Genomic DNA, 24,541 nt, shown 5'->3' with positions numbered 1-24,541 from the left:
TTTTAATGAAGGACGTGCTGGGGGGCCGCCCACGTTTCTAACTGCAAGCGCAACAGCTGTGCGCTTGGATCATCTGGGCATTGTTCGACAAAATACTGGTAATCGTCAACTGCTGCTTGTTGACAATCGAGTTCCTCGAGCACATAACCGCGGTCACGTATTTCGTATGGGTCATCCGGGGATATGGCCAGTAGCATGTGCACCACCGTTAGCGCATTCGCAAATTCACGATCATGAATCATGGCATGCTTTAGCTCAGTTAAGTAGCGCATCAATATCGTCTTTTGATCCGCCGCCTCAAACATGTCCCACGAAAATTCAAGCGCATCATCGGTGACATCTTCGAACCGTTCTTGCACTTGCTGGCCTTCTAACAATTCGCCGTGCAATGGATCAACAAAATAGCTTTCATGGTCAAAATCAAATCGCAATAACGGATAGCCAGGAAAATCCACCAACTCAGTTTGAATGCCAGCATAAGCCGCTGTTTCTTGCAGTAATAACGCCAAACTAATCGGCAAACCGGTACGGTAGCCAATCACTCGATCAAGGAGGATGCGCTGCGCCCCAACAACCGGCTCCGGCGCATCACTAAACCCTAAATCGAAATAAAAGTCCTGAATCACCGCTTGCAGTTTTTCAATACCTGCGAGTGCTTCATGTTTATGCGTCATCTCACGTATTTGTTGATAATAATCACTAACGTACTGGTCACTATCAGAATGAAAGGTACGGCTAATCTCCCACACTATTTCGATAGTTGGGAGAATTTCATGAGCAACATGTTCTAAATATGAAAAACGCATAAACCCTTAATTCGTTATTCGTTATTCGTACGTTCGCTATGCTCACTGTTCGTGCGTGCTGCGCACTGTTCGAAAAGCGAAGCGGACGAACAGCGTAGCGGACGAATAACGAATAACGCTTTATTAAATCAGTGCTTGTTTGCTGAACGCGATGTGAAGCAGGAACATAATCCAGCTCAGCGCACCAACAAAACCGACATAACGCAGCCAGCTCACCGATGCCTTCATCGCTACCAAGCCAAACAAAATATAGCCTAACAAACCAATGATTTTATTAATCAACCATGGTGTTTCCCACGGCCACATCTGCCAGTGAATCAACATACCGACAATCGTCAACAACAAACCGGTGTCGATAATGTGCGGTACTATCTTTACCCACTTTTGATTCGCTATGCCGGCGCCAATGCTGCGCCAGAAAAAACGAAGCATGAATAATACCACACTTATGGCCACAAAGGTGACATGGAGGTGTTTTAGAGCTATGAATGACATCAAGAACGTCCTTTTTAATCGTTATTTTCGGTTAAACGTTGATAGGCATCAGCAACTTGCTGACGCACTTGCGGCTGGTGTTCAAGCAGCCAAGTTTGGTAAAAACTCAACTCATGCTCAACTCGTTCGAGTTGCTCTTTAACGCGAATGATGTCGCGATACGAACGCAGTGCCGACATCACACAGGTAAATAGCTTTTGCGCAGTTAATTCGGTTTTCGCTTTGTAATCATTGATATCATAATTAATAACTACCGAGCGTTCGGGCGCTTGACCCGGCTGACCAGTGCGTAACACGATACGGCTGGTGCGGTTACCAACGGTTTCGCGAATGTATTTGGCGACCTGCAAACCAGCGTCATCGGTGTCCATCACAACATCAAGCAGCACAATCGCAATATCGTCGTGCTCAGAAATCAGTTGCTCCGCCTCACGACGTGAATACGCACTGAGAAAATTCAAACCCTTGCCTTCAAATACCAAGTCCATCAAGGCTAAGCGGGTTACCGCATGCACTTCACGCTCATCATCAACAATCAATACCTTCCAACCTGCTTCAGTTGTGTTGTCAGGTACTTCTTCTTGATCGTTTTCTTCAGCGAAAATGAAATCATTGGCCATCGGTAGTACTCCACTGTCCCATCGTTACTCGCTCCAGATTAGCATAATCACGAATACTCGTAACCGCTTTAAACTGTGCTTGTTGCATCAGTTCACGAACGGCTGCAGCTTGCGTCCAACCATGCTCGATGAGCAGCCACCCTTCGCTGCGTAAATATTGTTTCGAACCCTGAATAATCGTTTCGATATCTGCCAAACCATTATTTGCAGCAACTAATGCGCTTTTCGGTTCAAAGCGTACATCACCCTGTGCCAAATGCGGATCATTTGCATCAATATACGGCGGATTCGACACAATCAGGTCAAACTTTTGCTGCGGTTCTAAAGCGTCAAACCAATCACTTTGAGTTATCGAAATAGAAAGTTTAAGCGTTTGTGCATTTTGCTGCGCCAACGCAACGGCCGCAGCCATTTTATCCACTGCCCACACCTGCCATTGCGGGCGACTACTTTTTAATGCCAGCGCTATTGCGCCGGTGCCAGTACCTAAATCAAGTACTGTAGCCGCTGATGGCATTGGTAGGTTTAATGCTTGTTCGACTAAAACTTCGGTGTCTGGGCGCGGTATCAAGGTACTGTCATTGACAGTCAATGGTAGCGACCAAAACTCGCGTTGTCCTACCAAATGAGCAACCGGCGTACCTAGCTTGCGGCGCTGTACCAGTTGCTCGAAACGCTCTTGCTGTAACGGTTCGAGAATTCGGTCAGCCCAAGTAAACAAATAGGTACGATCACGCTTAATGGTATGCGCCAATAACACTTCTGCATCAAGCTTTGGGGTTTCGCTAAGCGTCATGTGTTGCGTCGCCCAGCGCAATGCTTCTGCAATTGTCATTGGCGTCTTTATCATTGATTCTCAGCAAGCGCTGCAAGCTGATCGGCTTGATGTTCTTGCACGATGGCATCCAAAATCAAATCCAGTGCCCCTTCCAAAACTTCATCTAAGCGATACAACGTCAAATTGATGCGGTGATCGCTGACACGGCCTTGTGGGTAGTTATACGTGCGAATACGCTCTGAACGATCGCCACTACCAACCAAACTACGGCGGGTAGATTGTTCTTCGAGACGACGTTTTTCGTCTTCTGCCTGTTGTAATCGAGCTTGAAGCACCGACATCGCTTTCGCACGGTTTTTGTGCTGCGAGCGCTCGTCCTGACATTCCACCACAAATCCTGTCGGAATATGCGTGATCCGAATCGCTGAGTCAGTTCGGTTAACGTGCTGACCACCAGCGCCCGACGCACGGAAGGTATCCACGCGTAAATCCGCTGGGTTAATTTCGATGGCTTCAGCTTCTGGCACTTCAGGTAACACCGCGACTGTACATGCGGATGTGTGGACACGCCCTTGTGACTCTGTTTCCGGTACACGTTGTACGCGGTGGCCACCGGATTCAAATTTAAAGCGACCATAGGCACCATCACCCGATACGTGAGCGATAACTTCTTTAAAACCGCCGTGCTCACCCTCGTTACAGCTCACCATGCTCACACGCCAACCATGTTGCTCAGCATAACGGCTGTACATACGGAACAAGTCACCAGCAAAAATCGCCGCTTCATCACCACCAGCACCAGCACGGATTTCAAGATAACAAGGGCGATCATCGTTTGGATCTTTCGGTAACAGTAAAATCTGTAGTTCTTGCTCAAGCTCTTCTTGTTTCGCTTGTGCTTCATCCAATTCAACTTTTGCCATTTCGCGCATTTCAGCGTCGTCTTCTTGCATCATCTCTTGCGCCGCGGCTTCATCCGCTTGCGCTTGTTGGTAGCTGGTAAAACATTTCACCAGCTCTTCAAGCTGCGAATATTCTCGCGACAAGCCACGAAACTTATCTTGGTCCGCAATAACACCCGGGTCACTTAATAAGTGTTGTACTTCTTCATAGCGCTCAAGCAGCGCTTCTAGTTTTCGAATAATCGAAGGATTCATCATGCGGTGAGGACCTTACTCGTCATCTGCTATTAATTTTTGAAATACCGCCAAGGTCTCAAAATCACCTGCGGCGCCAGCATCACGCATCATACGCGTCGGCTGGTGAAGAAATTGTTTGGTTAATCTTTGGGTTAATTCCGCGAGTACATCATCAGCGTTTTTACCTGCTGCCAACTGGTTTCGAGCACGCAACAATTGCTCTGCGGCCATTTGCTCCGTGCGCTGACGATAATCCCGAATCACATCAACATGATCAAGTTGACGCAACCACGCCGTAAACGCTTCGGAGTGCTCGGCAATTATAACTTTCGCTTCGGCAGCGGCTTCTTCACGATTGCGCAGGTTTTCAGTGATAATGCCTTGCAAATCATCAACGGTGTACAAGAAGGCGTCGTCTAATTCGTTGACTTGCTCTTCAATGTCCCGTGGTACCGCCAAATCAATCAGGAGAATCGGTTGGCGTTTGCGAGCTTTCAATGCCTTTTCAACCAGACCTTTGCCGATAATCGGCAGCGGACTTGCGGTCGAACTAATAACGATATCAGCTTGCGGTAGTAGTTCGGGTAACTCACCCAGTGTATGTGCCTGACCATGAAACTGTTCAGCCACAGCATTCGCTCGCGCCAGCGTTCTGTTGGCAACCATCAATTGCTTCACGCCGTGCTCGGTCAAATGCTGTGCGACTAACTCGGCAGTATCGCCGGCGCCAACCAATAACACACGCGATTCTGGTAATTCAGCAAAAATTTGCCGCGCCAAGTTGACTGCTGCAAACGCAACGGAAACGGCATTTTCACCGACTTTGGTTTCACTGCGAACCGTTTTTGCAACGCGAAACGTACTTTGGAATAAGCGTTCAAGCACGCTTCCGACACTGGCTTGGTTTCGAGCAAATTGATAGGCCTGCTTAACCTGGCCAAGAATTTGCGGCTCGCCCAGAACTAACGAATCAAGCCCACTAGCTACCGCCATCAAATGCTCAATAGCTGGGCCATCTTCGTAGGTGTAGCAATGCTCACGTAATTGCTCTAACGGAATGCGGTGGTACCCAGCTAACCAACCAATCAACATATCCGTCGAGGTTGCGCCATGACAGTACAATTCAGTTCTATTACAGGTGGACAGAATAACCGCTTCAGCCACGCCCGTCTGTTCACGCAAAGCTTGCAGCGCTTGGTGTAGCTGCTCTGGCGAGAAGGCGATTTGCTCCCGTAACGATACGGAAGCTGTTTTATGGTTAACACCTAGCGCGAAAATGGTCATAATAACGAAAAATTGCGAGCCTCTAACTACTGCGAAACGCTGGCAATTGTACGTGAAAGCCCGCATGATGAAAAGCGCACGAACAGGGATAGCAAAACCAATGAAACGTCTCCTTTTAGTAGTACTCACAAGTGCTTGGTTGACTGCCTGTAGCAGCGTTCCCGAGCCACCCAGCGTATCAGATGTCGATAGCGCGGCAGTTGCTGCACAACAGCAACAACTCAAAAACTTAGCCAACTGGCGATTAAGTGGACAAATGGCGCTATTTGACTTACGCGCCGACGACCGCCATGGTCTTTACATCGATTGGTATTCAAGCGCTGAGCAACTCACCATGCGCTTCTCTCACCCGCTACGCGGCACCTTGGCAAAGCTGGAACAGGCTAACGGTGTCGCTTTGCTCACAGACGAAGATGGCAAAGAATATCGTGCCACAACCGCGCAAGAATTACTGTGGCAATATTTTCGATTGGATTTACCGGTGAATCAGATTAGCGCTATTGTCACGGGTCGCGAGTTACCTGAAATGGTGCAAAAGCAATACCAACTGCAACAATACCAGCAACAACAATATGCGTTGCTCTCAGACTTTACTATGGTTGCCGCCGATCAACTTTGGCGCGCACAACTCGGGCAGTATGAACTGACCGATGGGATATTTTTGCCGTACAATATTAACCTAACAACCGATGCTTGGCGGCTGAAATTGCAGGTGTCACAATGGCGCTTCTAACCTTGCCGGCGGTTGCCAAGTTAAACCTATTTTTGCACATTGTTGGTCAGCGCGCTGATGGCTATCACAACTTACAAACGCTGTTCCAGTTTATCGACTTTGGCGATGAATTATCATTTACCTTGCGTGATGACTCTGAAATCACTTTAAGTTGTACTGAGCCAACGTTGGAAAGCGCTGATAATCTGGTACTTCAAGCAGCGCACTTATTGGCTCAGCATGCCCACAAAACACGACCTGGCGTGCATATACATATTCATAAAAAGCTCCCGTTTGGTGGCGGTTTAGGTGGTGGCTCATCCGATGCAGCAACCACATTATTGGCACTACGGCATCTCTGGCAGCTGCCTTTAAGCGACACCCAACTTGCAGAATTAGGTTTGCAACTTGGTGCTGATGTCCCAGTATTTGTGCGCGGACAAGCAGCTTTTGCGGAAGGTGTTGGCGAATTTTTACAACCGGCACAACCGCCCTGCCCGTGGTATTTGGTTATTCATCCGGGCGTTCAAATTAGTACCCCAAGTATTTTTAAACACCCCGACCTACCGCGCCAACATTTGCCATTGAATTGGCCAAATTGGAGTTGGGAAAATACCAGTAACGATTGCGAAGCGCTGGTCTGTCAACTCTATCCAGAAGTTGCCAAGGCCCTCGACTGGTTGGTAGAATACGCGCCGTCTCGGTTGACTGGCACAGGTGCATGCATCTTCGGTCGCTTTGAGAACGAGACAGATGCCCGTGCTGCGCTAGAAAGGATGCCTGCACAATGGACAGGGTTTGTCGCGCGAGGTCTCAATGAAAACCCGGTCTGCCAGCAACTGCGGCAGGCTTCAACTGTGAACCTAACCAACAAGACTGAGGTTTAGTGTGCCTGACATGAAGCTCTTTGCTGGCAATGCGACGCCAGAACTCGCCCAAAAAATTGCCGACCGCCTATATATCAAACTTGGTGATGCTGAAGTAGGCCGTTTTAGCGACGGTGAAATCAGTGTCATGATCAACGAGAATGTTCGTGGTTCTGACGTTTTCATTATTCAATCAACGTGTGCCCCTACCAACGATAACTTAATGGAGCTTATCGTCATGGTGGATGCATTGCGTCGTGCTTCAGCGGGTCGTATTACCGCCGTCATGCCATATTTCGGCTATGCACGCCAAGACCGTCGTGTTCGCTCTGCGCGCGTACCAATCACTGCGAAAGTTGTTGCTGACTTCTTGTCGAGCGTTGGTGTCGACCGCGTGTTAACGGTTGATTTGCATGCTGAACAGATTCAAGGTTTCTTCGATGTACCGGTCGACAACGTATTCGGTAGCCCAGTATTGATGGAACATCTGCGCCAGCAAGACTTCCATAACCCAGTTGTCGTATCACCTGACATTGGTGGTGTTGTGCGAGCTCGTGCAATTGCCAAGTTGCTCAACGACATTGACTTGGCCATTATCGATAAACGTCGCCCGCGTGCCAACGAATCGCAAGTTATGCACATCATTGGTGATATTCAAGATCGTGACTGCATCATTGTTGACGACATGATTGATACCGGCGGTACCTTATGTAAAGCCGCAGAAGCATTGAAGAAAAATGGCGCGCGTCGGGTATTTGCGTATGCTACGCACCCAGTATTCTCAGGCAATGCGTTTGAAAACATTCGTGACTCGCACATCGATCGCGTCGTGGTCACTGACAGTATTCCATTGAGCCCAGAAATGAAGGCGCTCGATAAGGTACATCAATTAACCTTAAGTGGCATGCTGTCTGAAGCGCTACGCCGCGTCAGCAACGAAGAATCAATCTCGGCAATGTTCGAGTATTGATTGAATTTTGAGGGCGCCAGTGGTAATATTCCGCGCCCTCAAATAAGCAAAACAAGTTTTTGAGGAACACGTCGGGTATTTGGTCGCGAATATCCGGCTTATTTTTATTTAACGGAGACACTCCACATGTCAACTATCGATTTTACTATTCAAGCAGAACTCCGTACGGATACAGGGAAAGGTGCGAGCCGCCGCCTGCGTCGTGCGGAAAAAGTGCCTGCAATTTTATACGGTGCCGATAAAGAAGCGGTATCAATCACGTTGGATCACAACAAAGTGAACAACATGGCTGACCACGAAGCTTTCTACTCGCACATTTTGACTTTGGTTATCGACGGCAAGAAGCACGAAGCAATCTTGAAAGACGTTCAACGTCACCCGTACAAGCCAAAATTAACTCACTTGGATTTCCAACGTGTTGTTAAAGGTCAAAAACTTCATACTCACGTTCCAGTTCACTTCGTTAACGAAGCAAGTGCTGTTGGCGTGAAACAAGAAGGCGGCGTTGTGGTTCACCACATTGCAGACTTAGAAGTTTCTTGCTTGCCAAAAGATCTGCCAGAGTACGTTGAAGTAGATATCGCGAACTTGAAGTTGGGCGAAACCTTGCACTTAACTGACTTAAACATGCCTAAAGGCGTTGAATTAGTTGAGCTGACTAAAGGTGAAGACCACGACCAAGCAGTTGTATCAATCACTGCTCCGCGTGTAGAAAAAGAAGCGGAAGAAACTGAAGAAGTATCAGCTGAAGTTCCGACCGCTAAAGAAGCGAAAGAAGAAGACAAAGACGCTGAATAAGGTCTTATGTCGACCATTCGCTTACTCGTGGGCCTGGGTAATCCAGGCCCCGAATACTCCCAAACCCGACACAATGCAGGCTTTTGGTTAGTCGAGCAATATGCTCGCATGCATGGCCAAACACTCCAGCCTGAAACCAAATTTTTCGGACACACCGCTCGTATTCAAAAAGGCGCCATGGATTTACGTCTGTTGCTGCCAATGCAATTTATGAATCGAAGCGGCAACGCTGTCGCAACCCTCGCTAACTTCTATAAAATTGAGCCGCATGAAATATTAGTTGCCTATGATGAGCTCGATTTACCACCTGGCGTGGCGAAGTTTAAAACCGGCGGTGGCACAGGCGGACACAATGGTATCAAGGACATTGTTGCACGATTGGGAACTCAAGATTTTCATCGCTTACGTATCGGTATCGGTCATCCAGGTGACAAAACTAAAGTCACCGGTTGGGTGCTCGGGAAAGCGCCACAAGCTGATCAACACTTGATGGACGATACCATTACGGAAGCCTGCCGCAGCATCGATATTTTAATGCAGCAAGATCTGCGCGCGGCAACACAGTATTTACATAGTTTCAAAGCACAGAGAGAGAAATAAGCATGGGATTCAAGTGTGGTATCGTCGGCTTGCCGAACGTAGGTAAATCAACGCTGTTTAACGCGCTGACTAAAGCAGGTATTGAAGCTGCAAACTTCCCTTTCTGTACCATTGAGCCAAATACGGGTGTTGTTGCAGTACCCGATCCACGCCTCGACGAACTGGCTAAAATTGTTAATCCACAACGCGTGGTGCCAACCACCATGGAGTTTGTGGATATCGCCGGATTAGTGAAAGGCGCCTCAAAAGGTGAAGGATTAGGTAACCAATTCCTTGCAAATATTCGTGAAACCGATGCAATTGGTCACGTTGTGCGTTGCTTTGAGAACGACAACATTGTTCACGTGGCGGGTAAGGTTGACCCAGCTGAAGACATTGAAGTGATTAATACCGAGCTTGCCCTCGCCGATTTGGATAGCGTTGAAAAGGCGATTCATCGTCAAGGTAAAAAAGCCAAAGGTGGCGATAAGCAAGCTGCAGCTGAAATTGCAGTATTACAAAAATTATTGCCAGCACTTGAAAGCGGCGAAATGGCTCGTTCTGTGACGTTAACAGACGATGAAAAAGCCACGATTCGTAGCTACAACTTGCTGACTATGAAACCAACCATGTATATCGCCAACGTGAACGACGATGGCTTCGAGAATAACCCGTACCTCGATAAAGTGCGCGAAATCGCCAGCAAAGAGAATGCCATTGTGGTGCCTGTTTGTGCTGAAATTGAGTCAGAAATTGCGGAGCTTGATGACGAAGAAAAGGCAGAATTCATGGCGGATTTGGGTCTTACCGAGCCAGGTTTGAATCGGGTTATTCGCGGCGGCTACCAGTTGTTGAACCTACAAACCTACTTCACTGCTGGTGTGAAAGAGGTTCGCGCTTGGACTATCCCAGTTGGCGCAACGGCACCGCAAGCTGCTGGTAAAATTCACACCGACTTCGAGAAAGGCTTTATTCGCGCTGTGGTTGTTGGTTTTGACGACTACATTCAGTTTAAGGGTGAGCAAGGCGCGAAAGAAGCGGGTAAACGTCGCGAGGAAGGTAAGGATTATATCGTGAAAGACGGCGATGTGATCTTGTTCCGCTTTAATGTTTAGAGAGCAAGAGCGATATTAGATATTAGATATTAGATATTAGATATTAGATATTAGTTATTCGAAGAAGAGTTTGGTTCGATGGGGAGCTGAGAATTGGCGCCCCATTCGGACCATGACCCGTCATAGAGTTGTACTTCAGTAAAACCCGCTATTCTTGCTGCTACCAATAGAATACACGCTGTAATACCGGAACCACAGGTCAAAATTAGGTGAGGTGATTTCGGTCCAACGAGTGAAATAAAAAGCTCTTCAAGCTCATCTGGCTTGCGATAGCGATTGTCATCCAATACATCGAGAAATGGCAAGTTGAATGAGCTACGAATGTGCCCACTGCGCATACCCTCTCGCGGTTCTGGCTTTAAGCCGTTGAAGCGATCCGGCGAGCGGGCATCAATAATACTACTTGAACCACTTTGCGTGGCTTTGAGTACGTCTTTTGAGGTCACTAGCCAACTTTTATCGAACTTAGCAACAAAATTACCGCGTGCCGTGCGTGGGAGTGAGTGCTCTGTTGCAGCAGGGTAATTATCCGATAGCCATTGCGGCAAACCACCGTCCAAGATAAAGACATTTTTAAAGCCCATGGCTTTAAAAATCACCCAGGCTCGAGGAGCCGAATAAATTCCTTGGTTGTCGTATAACACCACGGTATCGGTTTTGTTAATTCCCAATTCTTGCAGGGCGAGCGTCACCTGTTCTGCTGACGGAAAGGTATTTGGCAACGATGCGGTAGTATCTGTGAGGCGCTGCTCTAAATCCAAATGAACTGAATTAGGAATAACCGTGAGTTCGTTGTAGTCAAGCGGCGTGCGACCAACCACTTTCCTCATGCTTGCATCTAAGACATGCACATGACTCTTTTTCAGGTTCTCTGCCAACCAGCGGGTCGATACTAAATAATGCGGTACAGCCTCCGGTACCGCATTATCTTGCGCTTTTTCAAGCATTGTTGTTGCACTATCCATATCGCAAAGTCTATCCGGGTCTCGTTATTGATAACCAATCGCGACAGCAACAATCATTGCTATCGCGCAGGCGAATAACAACTTTAACATCAATGGCGCAATGAATTTGAACCAACGCTCGTACGGAACGCCAGCCAAGCCCAATATCCCCATGAGAACAGGATTGGTAGGCACAATCATATTCATCAAGCCATCTCCCATTTGGAATGCGAGTACCGCGATTTGTCGGCCAATACCAGCAGTATCCGCTATCGGCACCATAATCGGCATGGTTACAAATGCTTGGCCGCTACCCGATGGTATGAATAAATTAAGTATACTTTGAATGACCAGCATACTGACCGCACCAAAATACGCACCAAAGGCCTCAACCGGCATCGCTAAGTAATAGATAACCGTATCAAGTACTTGCCCCTGCTCCATAATCATAGCAATTGAACGAGCAAAGCCAATTAATAATGCCGTTGCAGTAAGTTCTGCGGCGCCTTCAATAAACTTATTAGCCGCCTCGCTGGCAGTCATTTGAGCAACGATTGCCGCAAACAAACCGAAGCCTAAGAATAATGCGCTCAATTCGACCAGGTACCAACCATGTACTTTAATCCCCCAAATAAGCACACCGAGTACCGCAACAAAACCTAGTAAAATAATTTTATGACGACCATCAAGTGCCGGATATTCTTCTCGAACATCGCTTTTGGCTGGCGTGATGTCGGCTAAAAACGAAGCTTTTGGATCAGCAGCGACACGCTTGGCATAGCCATAAACATGATGGAAGGCAATCCCGAACAAAATCGGCCACAACATGAGTCGGTACCATAATCCCGACGCTGGTGGCACTTCAGCAACCGCTTGCGCAATCAGTAAAGTGAACGGATTAAAAAGCGACAAGCCATAACCGATGCCATAACCGACAATCAAAATACCCATGGCGGTAATGCCATCGAGCTTCAATGCCCGACACAACGCAACCAACATCGCAACAAAAATAAGGTACTCTTCAGCGACACCAATTAATGCTGAAAAAATCCCAAAAGTAAGCATGCCGCCCAGAATCAGCAAACCGGTTTTATCCGCGAATTTTTTTAGTAGCAGACCAATCAATGCATCCAGCATGCCGGTTGCACGCAAGATACCCATCACCCCACCAATTAATAGCACAAAGAAAATGACCGCCTGTGCGTCACCTAAGGCTTGAGGGATAACGGTAAAGAGGGTCAATGGGCTCAATGTGGGCTGTTCTGCGAGCACAGTGTAAGTACCTGGCTGAACAACTGTTTGTCCAATATCGTTGACCGTTCGCTGAAATTCGCCGGCTGGAATAATCCAAGTCAGGATCAACGCAGCAATCATCATGTAAAGCATCAGCACTAATGTATGCGGTATTTTTATTTTTATCATGGCGGGGAAAACTCGCTCTCATTCTTGTTATTGATGTATCACTTCCTTATGGAATGCTGCGAGTATAGCAAGTAATCGGTTTTGTGTACTAACTGGGAGTTGTTGTTCATCCATTGCTGTCATTAAATGTTCAACCACAGCATTGAATTCCGCTCGCGAAATATTCATACCGGTGTGTACCGTGACCATCGACTCGCCCGTGTACTCACAAGGTCCGCCGGACAACTCACAAATGTGCTCAGATAACATGCGATGGAAACGATCGATATCGACGTTTTCAAAGTGATGAATAATGCGCTCGTCGGCAGCTATTTCCAGCACAAATAATTCCATCAGTTGGCTAATACCCTGCTGCTGGCCAAGCTCATCGTAAAGCCTTTGTTCAGCGGCATGTAATGGCGACATGAACAGGACAATTAAACTAACTAAGTAGACTCGAAGCATGAGAAGTTTCCTTAAAACGTAACTTGAACGGAGCCATAAATTCCATCTTGATCATCGGCACCGGCAATAGATTCTAGTTGCGTGTAAGCCAAGGCGACGGCGATGCGCTTATGCGGAAACCAACCAACGAAAATATCATGCCAATCATGTTCTTCGGCAAAGCCTAGATTATTTGGTTTTTGCCGATACTCCATACCAACCACCCAATGCCGATTGATAAACATACCAACGGCTAGCTCGCCCTGCAGTTTATAACTGTCGTTAACATCACCACCAAAACCAAGCAGGCCCATTTCATTCGCTTTGGTTGCTCTTAGTGTGATATTTGCCAGCCAAGTACGATGAAACAAACCATCGAGCCATACTTTCGCACTGCTGAAGTAAATATCGGTACCCGAATCATCTTTAGCGCCAACCGCAGACGGTAGCTCAAATGATTGATTGCGCTTGTGTTGTAAGCCAATCGCCAATTGGGGTAAATCTCCATATAAAATATCGCCTGCTAGTCGGTATTTTACGCCGTAAATATCTTGCTTTAAGCTGCCTCCAAGGCGCAATAAATCAAACTGCTGTTGCGCAATACTAAACTCCCAACGGTTATCGAATGACACGGTTGCCGCTTTAACCGCTAACTTATAGTCATCGACATCGGCTTGATTATAAGCAACGGTTGCGCCCCACTGCCCCTCTTCAGCATAGCTTGATAATGTCGCCCAGGGCACTAATCCACCTCCGCCACTGCCTTCAACCGAGGTTAAACCGCCCGTTGCAATAATACGGCCAAAATCGGCCATCGCAGTCTGACTGCAAAACATTGCCGCGGTTATCACTACCCCTGCAAGCAAGCTAGTTTGTCTATGCATTCGAATTTTCTCCATGGTAGTCACGCCACCAGCGTTCAAACTGCGCTGCAGCCAACGGTCGACTAAAATAGTAGCCTTGCACTAAATCACAGCCTAACCGTTTCAGAACTTGCCACGCGGCATCTTCTTCAATGCCTTCAGCAACCGTGGTTAAGTTTAAATCGTGAGCTAACAATATAGTCGAGCGCACAATCGTTTCATCCTCTGGTGTGGTTGCTATATTCTGAATAAATGAGCGATCGAGCTTTAATTCATCGGCTGGCAAACGTTTCAGCTGAGCTAATGACGCATACCCAGTACCATAATCATCGATTGCAATTTTAAAGCCAGCCTCTCGTAACTCCTGCAATCGCAATATGGCTTGTTCAGGATCAACCATGACCGCACTCTCGGTAACCTCCAAGGTTATCGATGCTGGCGATAACCCGCGTTGATGCGTTGCAGTTGTCACAAACTCAACTAATTCAGGCCACTGTAAATCAAGTGCCGACAAGTTAATTGCTAGCGTTAAATCGAAGCCTTGTTCATGCCAAAGTTGCAATTGATCGAGTGCCGCCGCACAGACCCAACGGGTAATACGCTGTATTTCGCCGGTTTGCTCCGCTAAAGGAATAAACTCATCGGGGCGCACAACACCGAGTTGTTCATCGCGCCAACGCAACAGAGCCTCTACCCCTATAACTTGACCTGATTGGCACGATAATTTGGGCTGAAAATGCAGTTGCAATCGATGTTCACGAACGGCACTAGGTAGCGCTTGAACAATTTGTAATCGACGCAAGTATTGTTCATCCATTCCTTGACTGTAGGCAACTGCAAAGCGGTTATCTCGTTTCGCTTGGCGAGCACATAGTTGCGCCCGACGAAGGATGCTATCAGCGTCGTCGGCGGCATGTGGAAAAGCTAAGTAGCCAGCGTGGAAACTAAGTAAATAACTCGTTTCCTCAAGCCACCACGGTAACTCCAACGCATTTTTTAATACCGCAATCAACTGCGCCACTTGGGGTTCACTTTGCAACTCGCCAACAACCACAAACTCGTCACCACCCAGATGCCCAACATGCCAATTTGTCGGCACCGCATCGCGCAAGCGTTGCGCAACCATGCGCAATAATTCATCACCAACACGCTGACCAAACCGATCATTCACCTCACCGAACCGCGCCACGTTCAACAATACAACATAGCCACTTTGTGCCGATGCGATAGCCTGTTTTAACAAGGAGCGAATCGACACTCGATTGGGCAAACCGGTGAGTAAATCGTGTTCGAGTTGGAATACAATTTGTTTCTCTCGCTCAGCTATACCACGACGCATTCCTTCAAAAGCATCGCTTAAGGCGCCGAACTCATCAGCACGCTGCAGTGTTAAAGGAGCTCGATAGTCACCTTCACCAAGCTTTTTCGTCGCTTCGGTGAGCACTGTAATCGGTTGACTGATTTTGCGTGCCGTTATGGTTGCTAAAACTCCTGCAAATAAAAGGGTGACTAAGGCAATACCAATATATTGACGTTGCAGAGTAAGGAACTCGTGAGTGGCTTCAAGCTTGTCGGTGCTAAATACAATCAACAAATCTGTTTCGGTGTTTACTGCGGCATTGTTGTCATTGAACTGTGAAATATGGGCGGCGATATCATTCTTCGCAAACACCTGCTGCAAAGAGCCGGCATTCGATGCCATGAGTTCACGCAATTCAGCTTGCAAACTCGTCGCAAAGATAAGCCCGCTACTGCGATGTAAAAAGGTGATGTCAGCATGAGTTAATTGGCGCATCAATGTCGCAAATTCATCGTCAACTGCAAACCCCAAGGTTGCCCACGCAATCAGGTTCGGGGCGTTCACGGGCACTGTCACTATCTGAAAAATCTGTTCTTCTACAGTAACAAACTGGGCTTTGGCTTGAGCATTCGTCAATACTGCTAATGACGGCAGTAATTGTGCTGCATGTGTAGCGGCAATCTCGACGCCTTGTGGCGTCTGCACGACAATGAGATCAGTACCAATGCGCTGACCATGATTCACTAACGCTGAAACAATCGTGTTTTCATCGCCACTGGCAACTGCTTCGCGGAAACCAAAATCTGTCGTTAATACCTCGGCCGCTTGTTGCAACTGTTGTGCACGAACATCAACGAGCTCGGCAAAAACACGCTCACTAACCGCCAATTCGCGTTCCAGAGTTCGTTCAGATTGCTGCGAAGTTGCTAGCCAAATAGCAATCAGCGCAAACAGTAAAACAGCACTCGCTAGCGCCGTAAATACCAACAGTAATCGTGAACGAAAACTTTTTATTTTCATTTAATTATTGTTTTTCCGTTGATTAAATCGTTGTTGTAAGGCCGACATAGGGGGCGGTTGTTGCTGTTGTGTTTGCACCGGCAAAACGACCGTGACTTTTGTCTCCCCCGCTGCCACCGTGACCACGGTTTCGTCGGTTATTGTATTGGCGAGTGATGGATACCAAACATGCAATTGGCTGTCTCCGCGTGGCATGTTTACGCGCCCGGTTGCATCAGTTGTTCGTGAAAGATCATGCGGGCTCACGTAGATATAGGCTTGCATGTGGTCATGAATATTACAGCCAAGCACCGCAATACCCGATTTATCAAAGTTTATTTCGGGTGCTTCACGGTTGCTATAAAGCGGTAATTCAAATGGTCGAGCTTCAGAAAACGAATACACTTGATGTCGAATATTATCGCTATTCGGAAACTTTACGCGGGTATTTTGTGGAATGGCTAGTACATAAGGCACAAACAACCGATCAACTTGATCCATAACTGCTGTGGACGGCTCGGCTGATGTTGCCACGCCATTCACACTAACGACTGCCAGCGCTAATGGTTGCTGATTTTGGTCAAGTACCGTTACCTCGAGTTGTGCAGATGCGGTGATCTTTTCTTGTGCCGCAACGCTAGGTAAACCATGGGCCAACCCAATGATAACGAGCAATGTTATTTGAAACTTGGTCATTGTGTCCCCATGCTTAAAGTAATGCTTAGAAATTGTGCTTATAAAAATAAGCTTATGATTCAATACTCAATTGAATCGACTAAGATAAGCTTACCTGAATGAATGAAACAAATGCACGACATTTGTTAACCCGTAGGGGGCAACTATGCATAAGAGTAGCAGCAAACATACCGAAACCCGCACTGAAACCGATAGCATGGGGGCAGTAGAAGTACCTAAACATGCTCTTTGGCGCGCACAAACCGAGCGAGCGCGGCAGAATTTTCAGCTAAGCAACATGCACTTCCCGCTCGAATTCATTTACACGCTAGCCCATGTTAAAGCGGCCGCGGCAGATGCCAACCTCGAAGCCAAAGCTATTACTAAGCCGCAAGCTGAAGCGATTCACGCTGCCGTTGAGGTCATTTTGTCGGGGCAAGCTGACGATGCGTTCCCACTCGATATTTTTCAGACTGGATCTGGCACCAGCACTAATATGAACATGAACGAAGTGATTGCATCGCTGGCTCAACACCAAGGCCACGAGTCGATTCACCCGAATGATCATGTCAATGCCAGCCAAAGTAGCAACGATGTCATCCCGACAACAATTTTGGTGAGTAGTGTCCTAAATTTGCGCCAGCAACTTTTACCTGCGCTCGCCCACCTGAGACAAATGATTGCCCGCAAAGCCAGTACGCTGACGGAAACTATAAAAACGGGTCGCACGCATTTGATGGATGCAATGCCTTTAAGCATGGCGCAAGAATTACATGCTTGGCGTACGCAGCTGGAGCATATTGAAGATGGATTGAACCAAGCGATTAAGACGGCAAGTCGATTGCCGCAAGGTGGCACGGCTATTGGTTCAGGTATCAATGCGCCAAAGAACTTTGGTGAGCGTTTCTGTCACTTTCTGAGTCAGCGCACGGCGACAGAATTTCATGCTAGCGATAATCCGTTTGCTGGAATTTCTGGGCAAGAAGTTAATTTAATGATTAGCGGACACTTAAACGCGCTTAGTGCTGTCCTGTTGAAAATAAGCAATGATTTACGTTGGATGAATAGCGGACCGCTTGCCGGATTAGCCGAAATTAGCCTCAAAGCGTTGCAACCTGGCAGTAGCATTATGCCCGGCAAGGTCAATCCGGTGATTCCTGAGGCCGTAGCTATGGTGTGTGCACAAGTTGCCGGTAACCATCAAACTATCACCGTTGCGGCGCAACAAGGTAACTTCCAATTAAACGTGATGTTACCTGTTATCGCATACAACCAATTGCAGAGCATCGCATTGCTGAACAATGCCGCACGTGCGCTCGCTGATCAGGCAATCGTCGACTTTACTGTGAATCACGATCGGTTAAATGAAGCTTTAGCAAAAAATCCGATTCTGGTGACCGCATTAAATCGTGAAATTGGTTATAACAAAGCGGCTGAAATTGCTAAAAAAGCCTATCAGCAACAACGCCCTATCCTCGATGTCGCCGAGGAAATGACCGATATTCCGCGTGAAAAACTCGAGCAATTACTCGACCCTAAAAATTTAATATAAGGAGTACACATGACACAGCATATTGTGATTACTGGCGCTAACCGCGGTATTGGCTTGGCCCTTGCAACGCAATTCAAGCAACGCGGCGATAACGTGACAGCGGTCTGTCGCAAGGCGTCAGAGGAACTCAAAGCACTTGGAGTGAGCATTATTGAAAATATTGATGTCACTCATGCCGATAGTATTTCTGAATTGAGCCAACAACTCAGTGGACACTCTATTGATATTTTAATTAACAATGCTGGCTTGCTCGAGCGCGAACACCTCGGGAGCTTGTCCACCGCAACCATTGAGGCACAATTTAAAGTGAATGCAATGGGACCATTGCTCGTGACCGATGCGCTGCGAGACAACTTACACAAAGGCAGTAAGGTCATTATGATAACAAGCCGCATGGGTTCAATGGCGGATAATGGCTCTGGTGCCTATTATGGTTACCGTATGAGTAAAGCTGCGCTGAATGCGGCTGGTGTTTCACTGGCGAATGATTTGAAAGATGACGGCATCGCTGTGGCAATGCTCCACCCTGGGTTTGTGCAAACTGAAATGGTTAACAATGCAGGTGATATCAGCGCCGATACTGCAGCTGAAAGATTAATTCAGCGTATCGATGAACTAACGATTGATACCACGGGTCAATTTAAACACAGCAACGGCGACTCCTTGCCGTGGTAACTTTTACCGTTTCGATTCGCTAGGATACAATCATGACAACTTCTCACTCAAACAGTACCGATGGCGCCAATGTTGGCGGCATTGTTTTGGCCGTCGCGATAATTATTGGCGCCGGATTGTTGAGTTACGGGCTTAGTAATAGTGTACAAAGCTTTCGTAATTTCGACCGCGTCGTTGAGGTTAAAGGCTTAGCTGAGCGAGAAGTTAAAGCGGATACAGCTATTTGGCCACTGAAGGTGGTTCGCGCGGGTAATACGCAGAACACCATTTATGAAGAACTCGATAAAGACATCCAAGCCATTCGCGCATTTTTACTGGTGAATGGCTTCGATGAAGCCGAGCTTTCCGTTTCAGCACCGAATGTACTCGATAAACTGGCCGAACGCTGGGCGACCGAAGATGTTGGATTACGGTACACCGGCGAACAAACGTTGACTGTTTACACTGAAAAAGTCGACCGCGTACGTGAATTGCGCCAGCAACTGTCTGAACTTGGTAAACAAGGTGTTAGCCTGAGCGGTAATAATTACGACAGTGCCGTCGAATATCACTTTAACGGTCTTAATGCGATTAAACCAAGTATGATTGAGGAGTCTGCGCGTAACGCCCGAGAGGTCGCTTTACGTTTTGCTGAACACTCGGATAGTCAGCTCGGTAAAATCCGCAGTGCGAACCAGGGCCAATTCACAATTTACGATCGTGACTCGAATACGCCACATTTAAAAATTGTGCGTGTTGTGTCGACAGTTTCGTATCAATTAGTCGATTAGTCGTCGATTAAATAAGCAAACTATCCGTTTTTTAAGCAATCGCGCAGAAATCATGGATTTTTTGAGAAAAAGAGGTTGACGCTTTCGCCCCTGATTTGCATAATACGCGCCGCACTCAACGAGTGCAGTTTGATGAAAATTTGATGTTGGCTACGTAGCTCAGCTGGTTAGAGCACAGCACTCATAATGCTGGGGTCGCAAGTTCGAATCTCGCCGTAGCCACCAATCAAAGACCCTTTTGGGCGGACGTGGTGGAATTGGTAGACACGCTGGATTTAGGTTCCAGTGCCTCACGGCGTGAGAGTTCAAGTCTCTCCGTCCGCACCAACTCAAACTGTCAGGCGGTATATTCAGTTGGGGTATAGCCAAGCGGTAAGGCAGCGGGTTTTGATCCCGCCATTCCCAGGTTCAAATCCTGGTACCCCAGCCATCGCCACTCTCTTCTTGATGCACCCAGTGTTGGGGTATAGCCAAGCGGTAAGGCAGCGGGTTTTGATCCCGCCATTCTCAGGTTCAAATCCTGATACCCCAGCCATTTTTTCCCCTGTGTATTGCGGGGGTGGCGGAATTGGTAGACGCGCTAGCTTCAGGTGCTAGTGAGCTAACGCTCGTGGGGGTTCAAGTCCCCCCCTCCGCACCACCTCGGTGGTGAACCGCAATGAACAGCAAGAACGCTATTAGATATTAGCTATTCGATATTAGCTAAAACCTAATAGCGTTTTTTTGTTGGCCATCCCCTAATATCTAATATCCAATATCTAATATCTAATATCCAATATCTAATATCGATTTTGCACTTTAAAAGCCGATGGCCTTGCGTACTAGTAGCCGTTTCATTGGCGCGACCCTATCCACTAACGTCAAACCAGCCGCCAGCAAACCGCGAGGCAGGAAATGCTGCGAACGAAAGCCCACATGAATCGCATCCATCGCTCGCATCATTTGCTGATTTTCATGCATACGAATCCGTTCATAGTTCTTTAATGCCTGCAGCAAAGAGTTTGCGGCAAGTTGCGTTGTGAGTTCTTGCACATCAGCAAAACCTAAGTTCACGCCCTGGCCCGCCAATGGATGGATGCTATGTGCGGCATCGCCAATCAATGCAACAGAATCGTGACTGGTGTAGCGCAATGCACGTTGGCGCCGCAATGGAAAACCCGCAAACTTGCTGATGGTGTGTGCACCAATGTGCGGTGCAAAAACTTCACACAAGCTTTGCTTTATCGCATCGCTATTACCGGCAAATTCTTGCCACTGTTGCTGCGAGCGATAATCGATCAAACAAGCTTGGTTTGGTCCTAATGGCAACAGCGCAAAAGGCCCCTGGTGACGAAACACTTCCCAAGTTGCCGCAGGTAATGGCTGTTCAACGTCTGCAATGGCAAGCATACAATGCATATCGTAGTCCCAACCACGCTGACCAATTTGGGCAGCCTTTGCCACTTGTGATTGCGCCCCATCGGCACCCAGCAGCAAATCATATGTGAGCTTCTCGCCGTTGCTTAGCGCCACAGTGCGATCAGCTAAATCAAATTGCTCGACACGCGTTTCGCTATATACCCGAATATTGTGCTCTGAGAATTGCCCCCATAACGCTTCTTGCAAGGCATTATTTTCGACCATTGCACCAAGCGCTGAGCAATCAACGTCGGTATTAGAAAAGTTCAACCGTTGACCATCAACAGTCTGCACCGCTAAATCGGTATACATGAATTTGCGTTCAGCGCGAATGTTGCTCCAAGTAGCTAATTCTTCTAGCCACTCCACATTGCGCAGGTGAATGGATGAAATACGTAAATCCCAATCCCCCTCGCTTGCTGCAGCCTTGCCCGCTTCTATAACGGTTACGTGATGCCCCTGTTTCGCTAAAGAAACAGCAGCACCAGCGCCCACCATACCACCGCCGACAACGACTACGTTCATATGAAAATACCTATTTAACCGGTTAACTTACTTCGCATAATAAAAAATACTGCGCCACAAATACACAGCCCAGCCCATAAATAATCCCAGGTTAGCTTCTCTTTCATGTAAAACAATGCGAATGGAACAAATACAGATAATGTGATCACTTCCTGCAAAATTTTTAATTGCCCAAGATTCATAACTTCATAACCAATTCGGTTTGCGGGTACTTGCAGTAAATATTCAATAAGAGCGATACCCCAACTCGCAAAGGCGGCAATTATCCACGGTTTGTCAGCCATATTTTTCAAATGTGCATACCAAGCAAATGTCATAAAAACATTGCTCAACGTGAGTAAAGTGATCGTGATAAGATAGCGGTTCATTTTTCTCTTCTCTGGGTGCGGTGCAACAACCGCGTAAGGACTTTATGGACACCCCACAACGAACGGTGGTGATCGCTTCTGCTTTAGTACTTGGCGCCGAACTTTGTTTTGCTGGCGTCAGTGCGTTAGTGAAGTATTTGAGCACTGATTTGCCGTCAGAACAATTAGTGTTTTTTCGTAATTTAATGGCGTTTGTCGTATTACTGCCATGGTTATGGCGTAAAGGTCCTGACGCATTCAAAACCAAAGCGTGGCGTTTCCATTTAACACGCGGTTTAGCTGGGCTTGCCGCGATGTATTTGTTTTTCTATGCCATTGCCAATTTGCCGCTGGCACAAGCAACTTTAGTGCTACTATTGTCGCCCTTTATCATTCCAATTATCGGGCGGTTGTGGTTGAACGAGCGCGTTTTAGCGCAAACTTGGCTAGCCATTGGCATCGGTTTTATTGGGGTGTTTATATTCCTTAATCCAGCGCAAGCGCAGTTGTCGCCGATTATTGGTGTGGCATTTATTGCTGCCTGCTTAGCTGCGTTCACCAAAACTTTGATCCGACAGATGTCGGCAACCGAGTCTTCGAGTAAAATTGTTTTCTATTTTTCGACATTGGCGACGGTTATTTCTGCAATTCCACTAATTTGGCGAGGTGAATCTATTGCCAGTGAACATTGGCTCGGTATCATCGCCATGGGTGGATTGGCCGTAGCTGGTCAACTGGGTATGACCAAAGCTTTTGCTCTTGCCCCAGCTGCTCGCGTTGGTGTTTTCACCTACAGTTCAGTGATTTTTGCCGCAATTATGGGCTATTGGTTTTGGGACGAACCCATTACTTTCAGTATGATTTTAGGCGCGGCCGTTATTACGGTAGCGGGATATTTGGCCATTCGCACGCGACGCAAGGCAGAAACTGGTCACAAAGTTGGCAGTTAGGCGTGGTTCGGGCTAAAATAGCAGCCCTTTATAGACGTAGTCATCGTGTGCGGTGTCATCAACGCAATAAGCAAGTGAGCACAGAGGTTTATGAGTAAGAAGTTATATATAAAAACGTGGGGTTGTCAGATGAACGAGTACGATTCAGCAAAAATGGCTGATCTACTCAAAGCAACGCACGGTTATGATGTGGCAGCTGAGCCTGAAGAGGCTGACTTGATTCTGCTCAATACCTGCTCGATTCGCGAAAAAGCGCAAGAAAAAGTGTTCCATCAATTGGGACGCTGGAAGACACTGAAAGACAAGAACCCTGAGCTTGTCATTGGTGTAGGTGGCTGTGTGGCATCACAAGAAGGTGACCACATTCGTCAGCGTGCACCATATGTCGATATTGTGTTTGGTCCACAAACCTTGCACCGACTGCCTGAGATGGTTAAACAAGTTCAAACCAACCATACACCGATGGTTGATATTTCCTTTCCAGAAATTGAAAAGTTTGATCGCTTACCTGAGCCGAAAGCTGACGGCCCAACCGCGTTTGTTTCAATCATGGAAGGCTGTAGTAAGTACTGTACCTTCTGCGTAGTCCCATATACTCGTGGCGAAGAAGTGAGTCGCCCCGTTGATGACGTGCTGTTTGAAATTGCGCAACTTGCTGAGCAAGGCGTTCGTGAAGTGAACTTGTTAGGTCAGAACGTGAATGCGTTCCGCGGCGAACATCATGACGGTACTGTTTGTCGATTTGCTGAGCTACTCCATTTAGTGGCCGCTATCGATGGTATCGACCGGATTCGTTACACTACTTCGCACCCAGTGGAATTTACTGATGACATTATCGAGGCTTATGCCACGATTCCGGAGTTAGTCAGTCATTTGCATCTTCCAGTACAAAGTGGCTCTGATCGTATTCTGACACTCATGAAACGCGGCCATACTGCACTGGAATACAAATCGCAGATTCGTAAGCTGAAAAAAATTCGTCCTGATATTGCCATGAGCTCTGATTTTATTATTGGCTTCCCAGGCGAAACTGACGCTGATTTCGAAGCAACCATGGACTTAATCCAAGCTGTTGATTACGACATGAGCTTTAGTTTCATTTACAGCGCACGTCCGGGCACACCTGCGGCTGACTTACCCGATGATGTAAGCGAAGAGACCAAAAAACAACGCCTGCAATTATTGCAACAGCGCTTGAATCAGCAATCACATGCACATGCGCGCCGCATGCTCGGAACCGAACAACGTATTTTGGTGACTGGCCCGTCGAAAAAAGACCCAATGGAATTGAGCGGCCGGACCGAGAACAACCGGGTGGTCAACTTCACCGGTACGCCAGACATGATTGGCAAATTCGTTGATGTAAAAATCACCGATGTATTTGTGAACTCACTTCGCGGTGACGTGTTGCGCGTTGAATCTGATATGGGATTACGTGTAGATACATCACCCCAAGCAATTCTTGCCCGTCAGGCACGTACACAACCAGACGAATTGGGTGTTGCGACATTTGTGCCGCCAGTAGCCAATTAATAT

The 24,541-nt window shown here is 47.4% G+C and carries 24 protein-coding genes, 5 tRNA genes and 1 pseudogene; 16 read left to right on the top strand and 14 right to left on the bottom strand.

Annotated elements, in window-relative coordinates; genetic code table 11:
• Positions 1-2: 2 nt before the first annotated feature.
• The 6 genes and pseudogenes from CWI82_RS04275 to hemA form a co-directional block, all read right to left on the bottom strand.
• Positions 3-806: a SirB1 family protein gene (locus tag CWI82_RS04275; RefSeq protein ID WP_092855596.1), complete on the bottom strand. Its 804-nt coding sequence runs from the start codon at positions 804-806 to the stop codon at positions 3-5.
• Positions 807-929: 123 nt separating this feature from the next.
• Positions 930-1,301, bottom strand: a complete 372-nt coding sequence (locus CWI82_RS04270) for a SirB2 family protein (RefSeq protein WP_092855598.1) — start codon at positions 1,299-1,301, stop codon at positions 930-932.
• Between the two features lie 116 nt (positions 1,302-1,417).
• A pseudogene (locus tag CWI82_RS04265) lies at positions 1,418-1,921 on the bottom strand (response regulator); the annotation flags it as partial.
• Positions 1,911-2,756, bottom strand: a complete 846-nt coding sequence (gene prmC / locus CWI82_RS04260) for a peptide chain release factor N(5)-glutamine methyltransferase (protein WP_092855603.1) — start codon at positions 2,754-2,756, stop codon at positions 1,911-1,913. The pseudogene CWI82_RS04265 and the gene prmC, both read right to left, overlap by 11 nt.
• A gap of 11 nt (positions 2,757-2,767) precedes the next feature.
• Positions 2,768-3,856 (bottom strand): peptide chain release factor 1, encoded by a 1,089-nt coding sequence (gene prfA / locus CWI82_RS04255; protein WP_092856903.1) that lies wholly within the window; start codon positions 3,854-3,856, stop codon positions 2,768-2,770.
• A gap of 15 nt (positions 3,857-3,871) precedes the next feature.
• The gene (gene hemA, locus CWI82_RS04250; RefSeq protein ID WP_092855605.1) at positions 3,872-5,122 is read right to left on the bottom strand and encodes a glutamyl-tRNA reductase; all 1,251 of its coding nucleotides are present in this window, start codon (positions 5,120-5,122) and stop codon (positions 3,872-3,874) included.
• Positions 5,123-5,222: 100 nt separating this feature from the next.
• Between hemA and lolB the strand changes: the two genes are divergently transcribed.
• From lolB to ychF, 6 genes are all read left to right on the top strand, one after another.
• Positions 5,223-5,855, top strand: a complete 633-nt coding sequence (gene lolB / locus CWI82_RS04245; protein WP_165383874.1) for a lipoprotein insertase outer membrane protein LolB — start codon at positions 5,223-5,225, stop codon at positions 5,853-5,855.
• A complete protein-coding gene (gene ispE / locus CWI82_RS04240; protein ID WP_092855610.1) occupies positions 5,843-6,721 on the top strand; it encodes a 4-(cytidine 5'-diphospho)-2-C-methyl-D-erythritol kinase in 879 nt (292 codons plus the stop codon). Before lolB ends, ispE begins: the two co-directional genes overlap by 13 nt.
• A 1-nt stretch (position 6,722) precedes the next feature.
• Positions 6,723-7,670: a ribose-phosphate pyrophosphokinase gene (locus CWI82_RS04235; RefSeq protein ID WP_130202764.1), complete on the top strand. Its 948-nt coding sequence runs from the start codon at positions 6,723-6,725 to the stop codon at positions 7,668-7,670.
• Positions 7,671-7,796: 126 nt separating this feature from the next.
• On the top strand, positions 7,797-8,468 hold the full coding sequence (locus tag CWI82_RS04230; RefSeq protein ID WP_092855612.1) for a 50S ribosomal protein L25/general stress protein Ctc: 672 nt from the start codon (positions 7,797-7,799) through the stop codon (positions 8,466-8,468).
• A gap of 6 nt (positions 8,469-8,474) precedes the next feature.
• On the top strand, positions 8,475-9,068 hold the full coding sequence (gene pth, locus CWI82_RS04225) for an aminoacyl-tRNA hydrolase (RefSeq protein WP_092855614.1): 594 nt from the start codon (positions 8,475-8,477) through the stop codon (positions 9,066-9,068).
• Between the two features lie 2 nt (positions 9,069-9,070).
• On the top strand, positions 9,071-10,162 hold the full coding sequence (gene ychF, locus CWI82_RS04220) for a redox-regulated ATPase YchF (protein ID WP_092855616.1): 1,092 nt from the start codon (positions 9,071-9,073) through the stop codon (positions 10,160-10,162).
• A 50-nt stretch (positions 10,163-10,212) separates the two neighbouring features.
• On the opposite strand, the gene CWI82_RS04215 is transcribed toward ychF, so the two are convergent.
• Genes CWI82_RS04215 through CWI82_RS04190 form a run of 6 tightly spaced genes read right to left on the bottom strand, consistent with a single transcriptional unit; the run spans position 10,213 to position 16,809 of the window.
• Positions 10,213-11,127, bottom strand: coding sequence for a sulfurtransferase (locus CWI82_RS04215; protein ID WP_130202763.1), 915 nt, complete (start codon positions 11,125-11,127; stop codon positions 10,213-10,215).
• A 24-nt stretch (positions 11,128-11,151) separates the two neighbouring features.
• On the bottom strand, positions 11,152-12,528 hold the full coding sequence (locus CWI82_RS04210; protein WP_130202762.1) for a YfcC family protein: 1,377 nt from the start codon (positions 12,526-12,528) through the stop codon (positions 11,152-11,154).
• Between the two features lie 27 nt (positions 12,529-12,555).
• The gene (locus tag CWI82_RS04205; protein ID WP_092855622.1) at positions 12,556-12,972 is read right to left on the bottom strand and encodes a group I truncated hemoglobin; all 417 of its coding nucleotides are present in this window, start codon (positions 12,970-12,972) and stop codon (positions 12,556-12,558) included.
• Between the two features lie 11 nt (positions 12,973-12,983).
• A complete protein-coding gene (locus CWI82_RS04200) occupies positions 12,984-13,835 on the bottom strand; it encodes a DUF3034 family protein (protein ID WP_092855624.1) in 852 nt (283 codons plus the stop codon).
• On the bottom strand, positions 13,828-16,134 hold the full coding sequence (locus CWI82_RS04195; RefSeq protein WP_130202761.1) for a putative bifunctional diguanylate cyclase/phosphodiesterase: 2,307 nt from the start codon (positions 16,132-16,134) through the stop codon (positions 13,828-13,830). Before CWI82_RS04195 ends, CWI82_RS04200 begins: the two co-directional genes overlap by 8 nt.
• Entirely contained in the window at positions 16,135-16,809 is a 675-nt protein-coding gene (locus CWI82_RS04190) for a cupredoxin domain-containing protein (RefSeq protein WP_130202760.1), read from the bottom strand. It lies immediately after the preceding gene.
• 145 nt (positions 16,810-16,954) lie between these two features.
• Here CWI82_RS04190 and CWI82_RS04185 point away from each other — a divergent pair, with 145 nt between their 5' ends.
• The 8 genes from CWI82_RS04185 (at position 16,955) to CWI82_RS04150 (ending at position 20,425) form a co-directional block, all read left to right on the top strand.
• A complete protein-coding gene (locus CWI82_RS04185) occupies positions 16,955-18,340 on the top strand; it encodes a class II fumarate hydratase (protein ID WP_130202759.1) in 1,386 nt (461 codons plus the stop codon).
• Between the two features lie 9 nt (positions 18,341-18,349).
• Positions 18,350-19,015, top strand: coding sequence for an SDR family oxidoreductase (locus CWI82_RS04180; RefSeq protein ID WP_130202758.1), 666 nt, complete (start codon positions 18,350-18,352; stop codon positions 19,013-19,015).
• A gap of 32 nt (positions 19,016-19,047) precedes the next feature.
• Entirely contained in the window at positions 19,048-19,785 is a 738-nt protein-coding gene (locus CWI82_RS04175) for an SIMPL domain-containing protein (protein WP_130202757.1), read from the top strand.
• 148 nt (positions 19,786-19,933) lie between these two features.
• Positions 19,934-20,010, top strand: a tRNA-Met gene (locus CWI82_RS04170).
• Positions 20,011-20,027: 17 nt separating this feature from the next.
• Positions 20,028-20,112, top strand: a tRNA-Leu gene (locus CWI82_RS04165).
• 28 nt (positions 20,113-20,140) lie between these two features.
• Positions 20,141-20,215, top strand: a tRNA-Gln gene (locus tag CWI82_RS04160).
• A gap of 30 nt (positions 20,216-20,245) precedes the next feature.
• A tRNA-Gln gene (locus CWI82_RS04155) sits at positions 20,246-20,320 on the top strand.
• A gap of 18 nt (positions 20,321-20,338) precedes the next feature.
• Positions 20,339-20,425 (top strand) — tRNA-Leu (locus tag CWI82_RS04150).
• Between the two features lie 158 nt (positions 20,426-20,583).
• Here the strand turns inward: CWI82_RS04150 and CWI82_RS04145 are convergent.
• Together CWI82_RS04145 and CWI82_RS04140 are read right to left on the bottom strand one after the other, a co-directional pair.
• Positions 20,584-21,708, bottom strand: a complete 1,125-nt coding sequence (locus CWI82_RS04145) for an FAD-dependent oxidoreductase (RefSeq protein ID WP_092855637.1) — start codon at positions 21,706-21,708, stop codon at positions 20,584-20,586.
• A gap of 14 nt (positions 21,709-21,722) precedes the next feature.
• Positions 21,723-22,076 carry a DMT family protein gene (locus CWI82_RS04140; RefSeq protein ID WP_092855638.1) on the bottom strand — a complete coding sequence of 118 codons (354 nt, stop codon included), beginning with the start codon at positions 22,074-22,076 and terminating at the stop codon, positions 21,723-21,725.
• A 44-nt stretch (positions 22,077-22,120) separates the two neighbouring features.
• Here CWI82_RS04140 and CWI82_RS04135 point away from each other — a divergent pair, with 44 nt between their 5' ends.
• Both CWI82_RS04135 and miaB read left to right on the top strand, forming a co-directional pair.
• Positions 22,121-23,005 (top strand): DMT family transporter, encoded by an 885-nt coding sequence (locus CWI82_RS04135; protein ID WP_092855639.1) that lies wholly within the window; start codon positions 22,121-22,123, stop codon positions 23,003-23,005.
• A gap of 90 nt (positions 23,006-23,095) precedes the next feature.
• Positions 23,096-24,538, top strand: coding sequence for a tRNA (N6-isopentenyl adenosine(37)-C2)-methylthiotransferase MiaB (miaB, locus tag CWI82_RS04130; RefSeq protein ID WP_130202756.1), 1,443 nt, complete (start codon positions 23,096-23,098; stop codon positions 24,536-24,538).
• The last annotated feature ends 3 nt before the right edge of the window (positions 24,539-24,541 follow it).

This window comes from Pseudidiomarina tainanensis (genome assembly GCF_004214835.1).
Lineage (GTDB): Bacteria > Pseudomonadota > Gammaproteobacteria > Enterobacterales > Alteromonadaceae > Pseudidiomarina > Pseudidiomarina tainanensis.
Note: the sequence above shows the minus strand (reverse complement) of the source record. Positions and strands in the feature narration are given on the sequence as shown.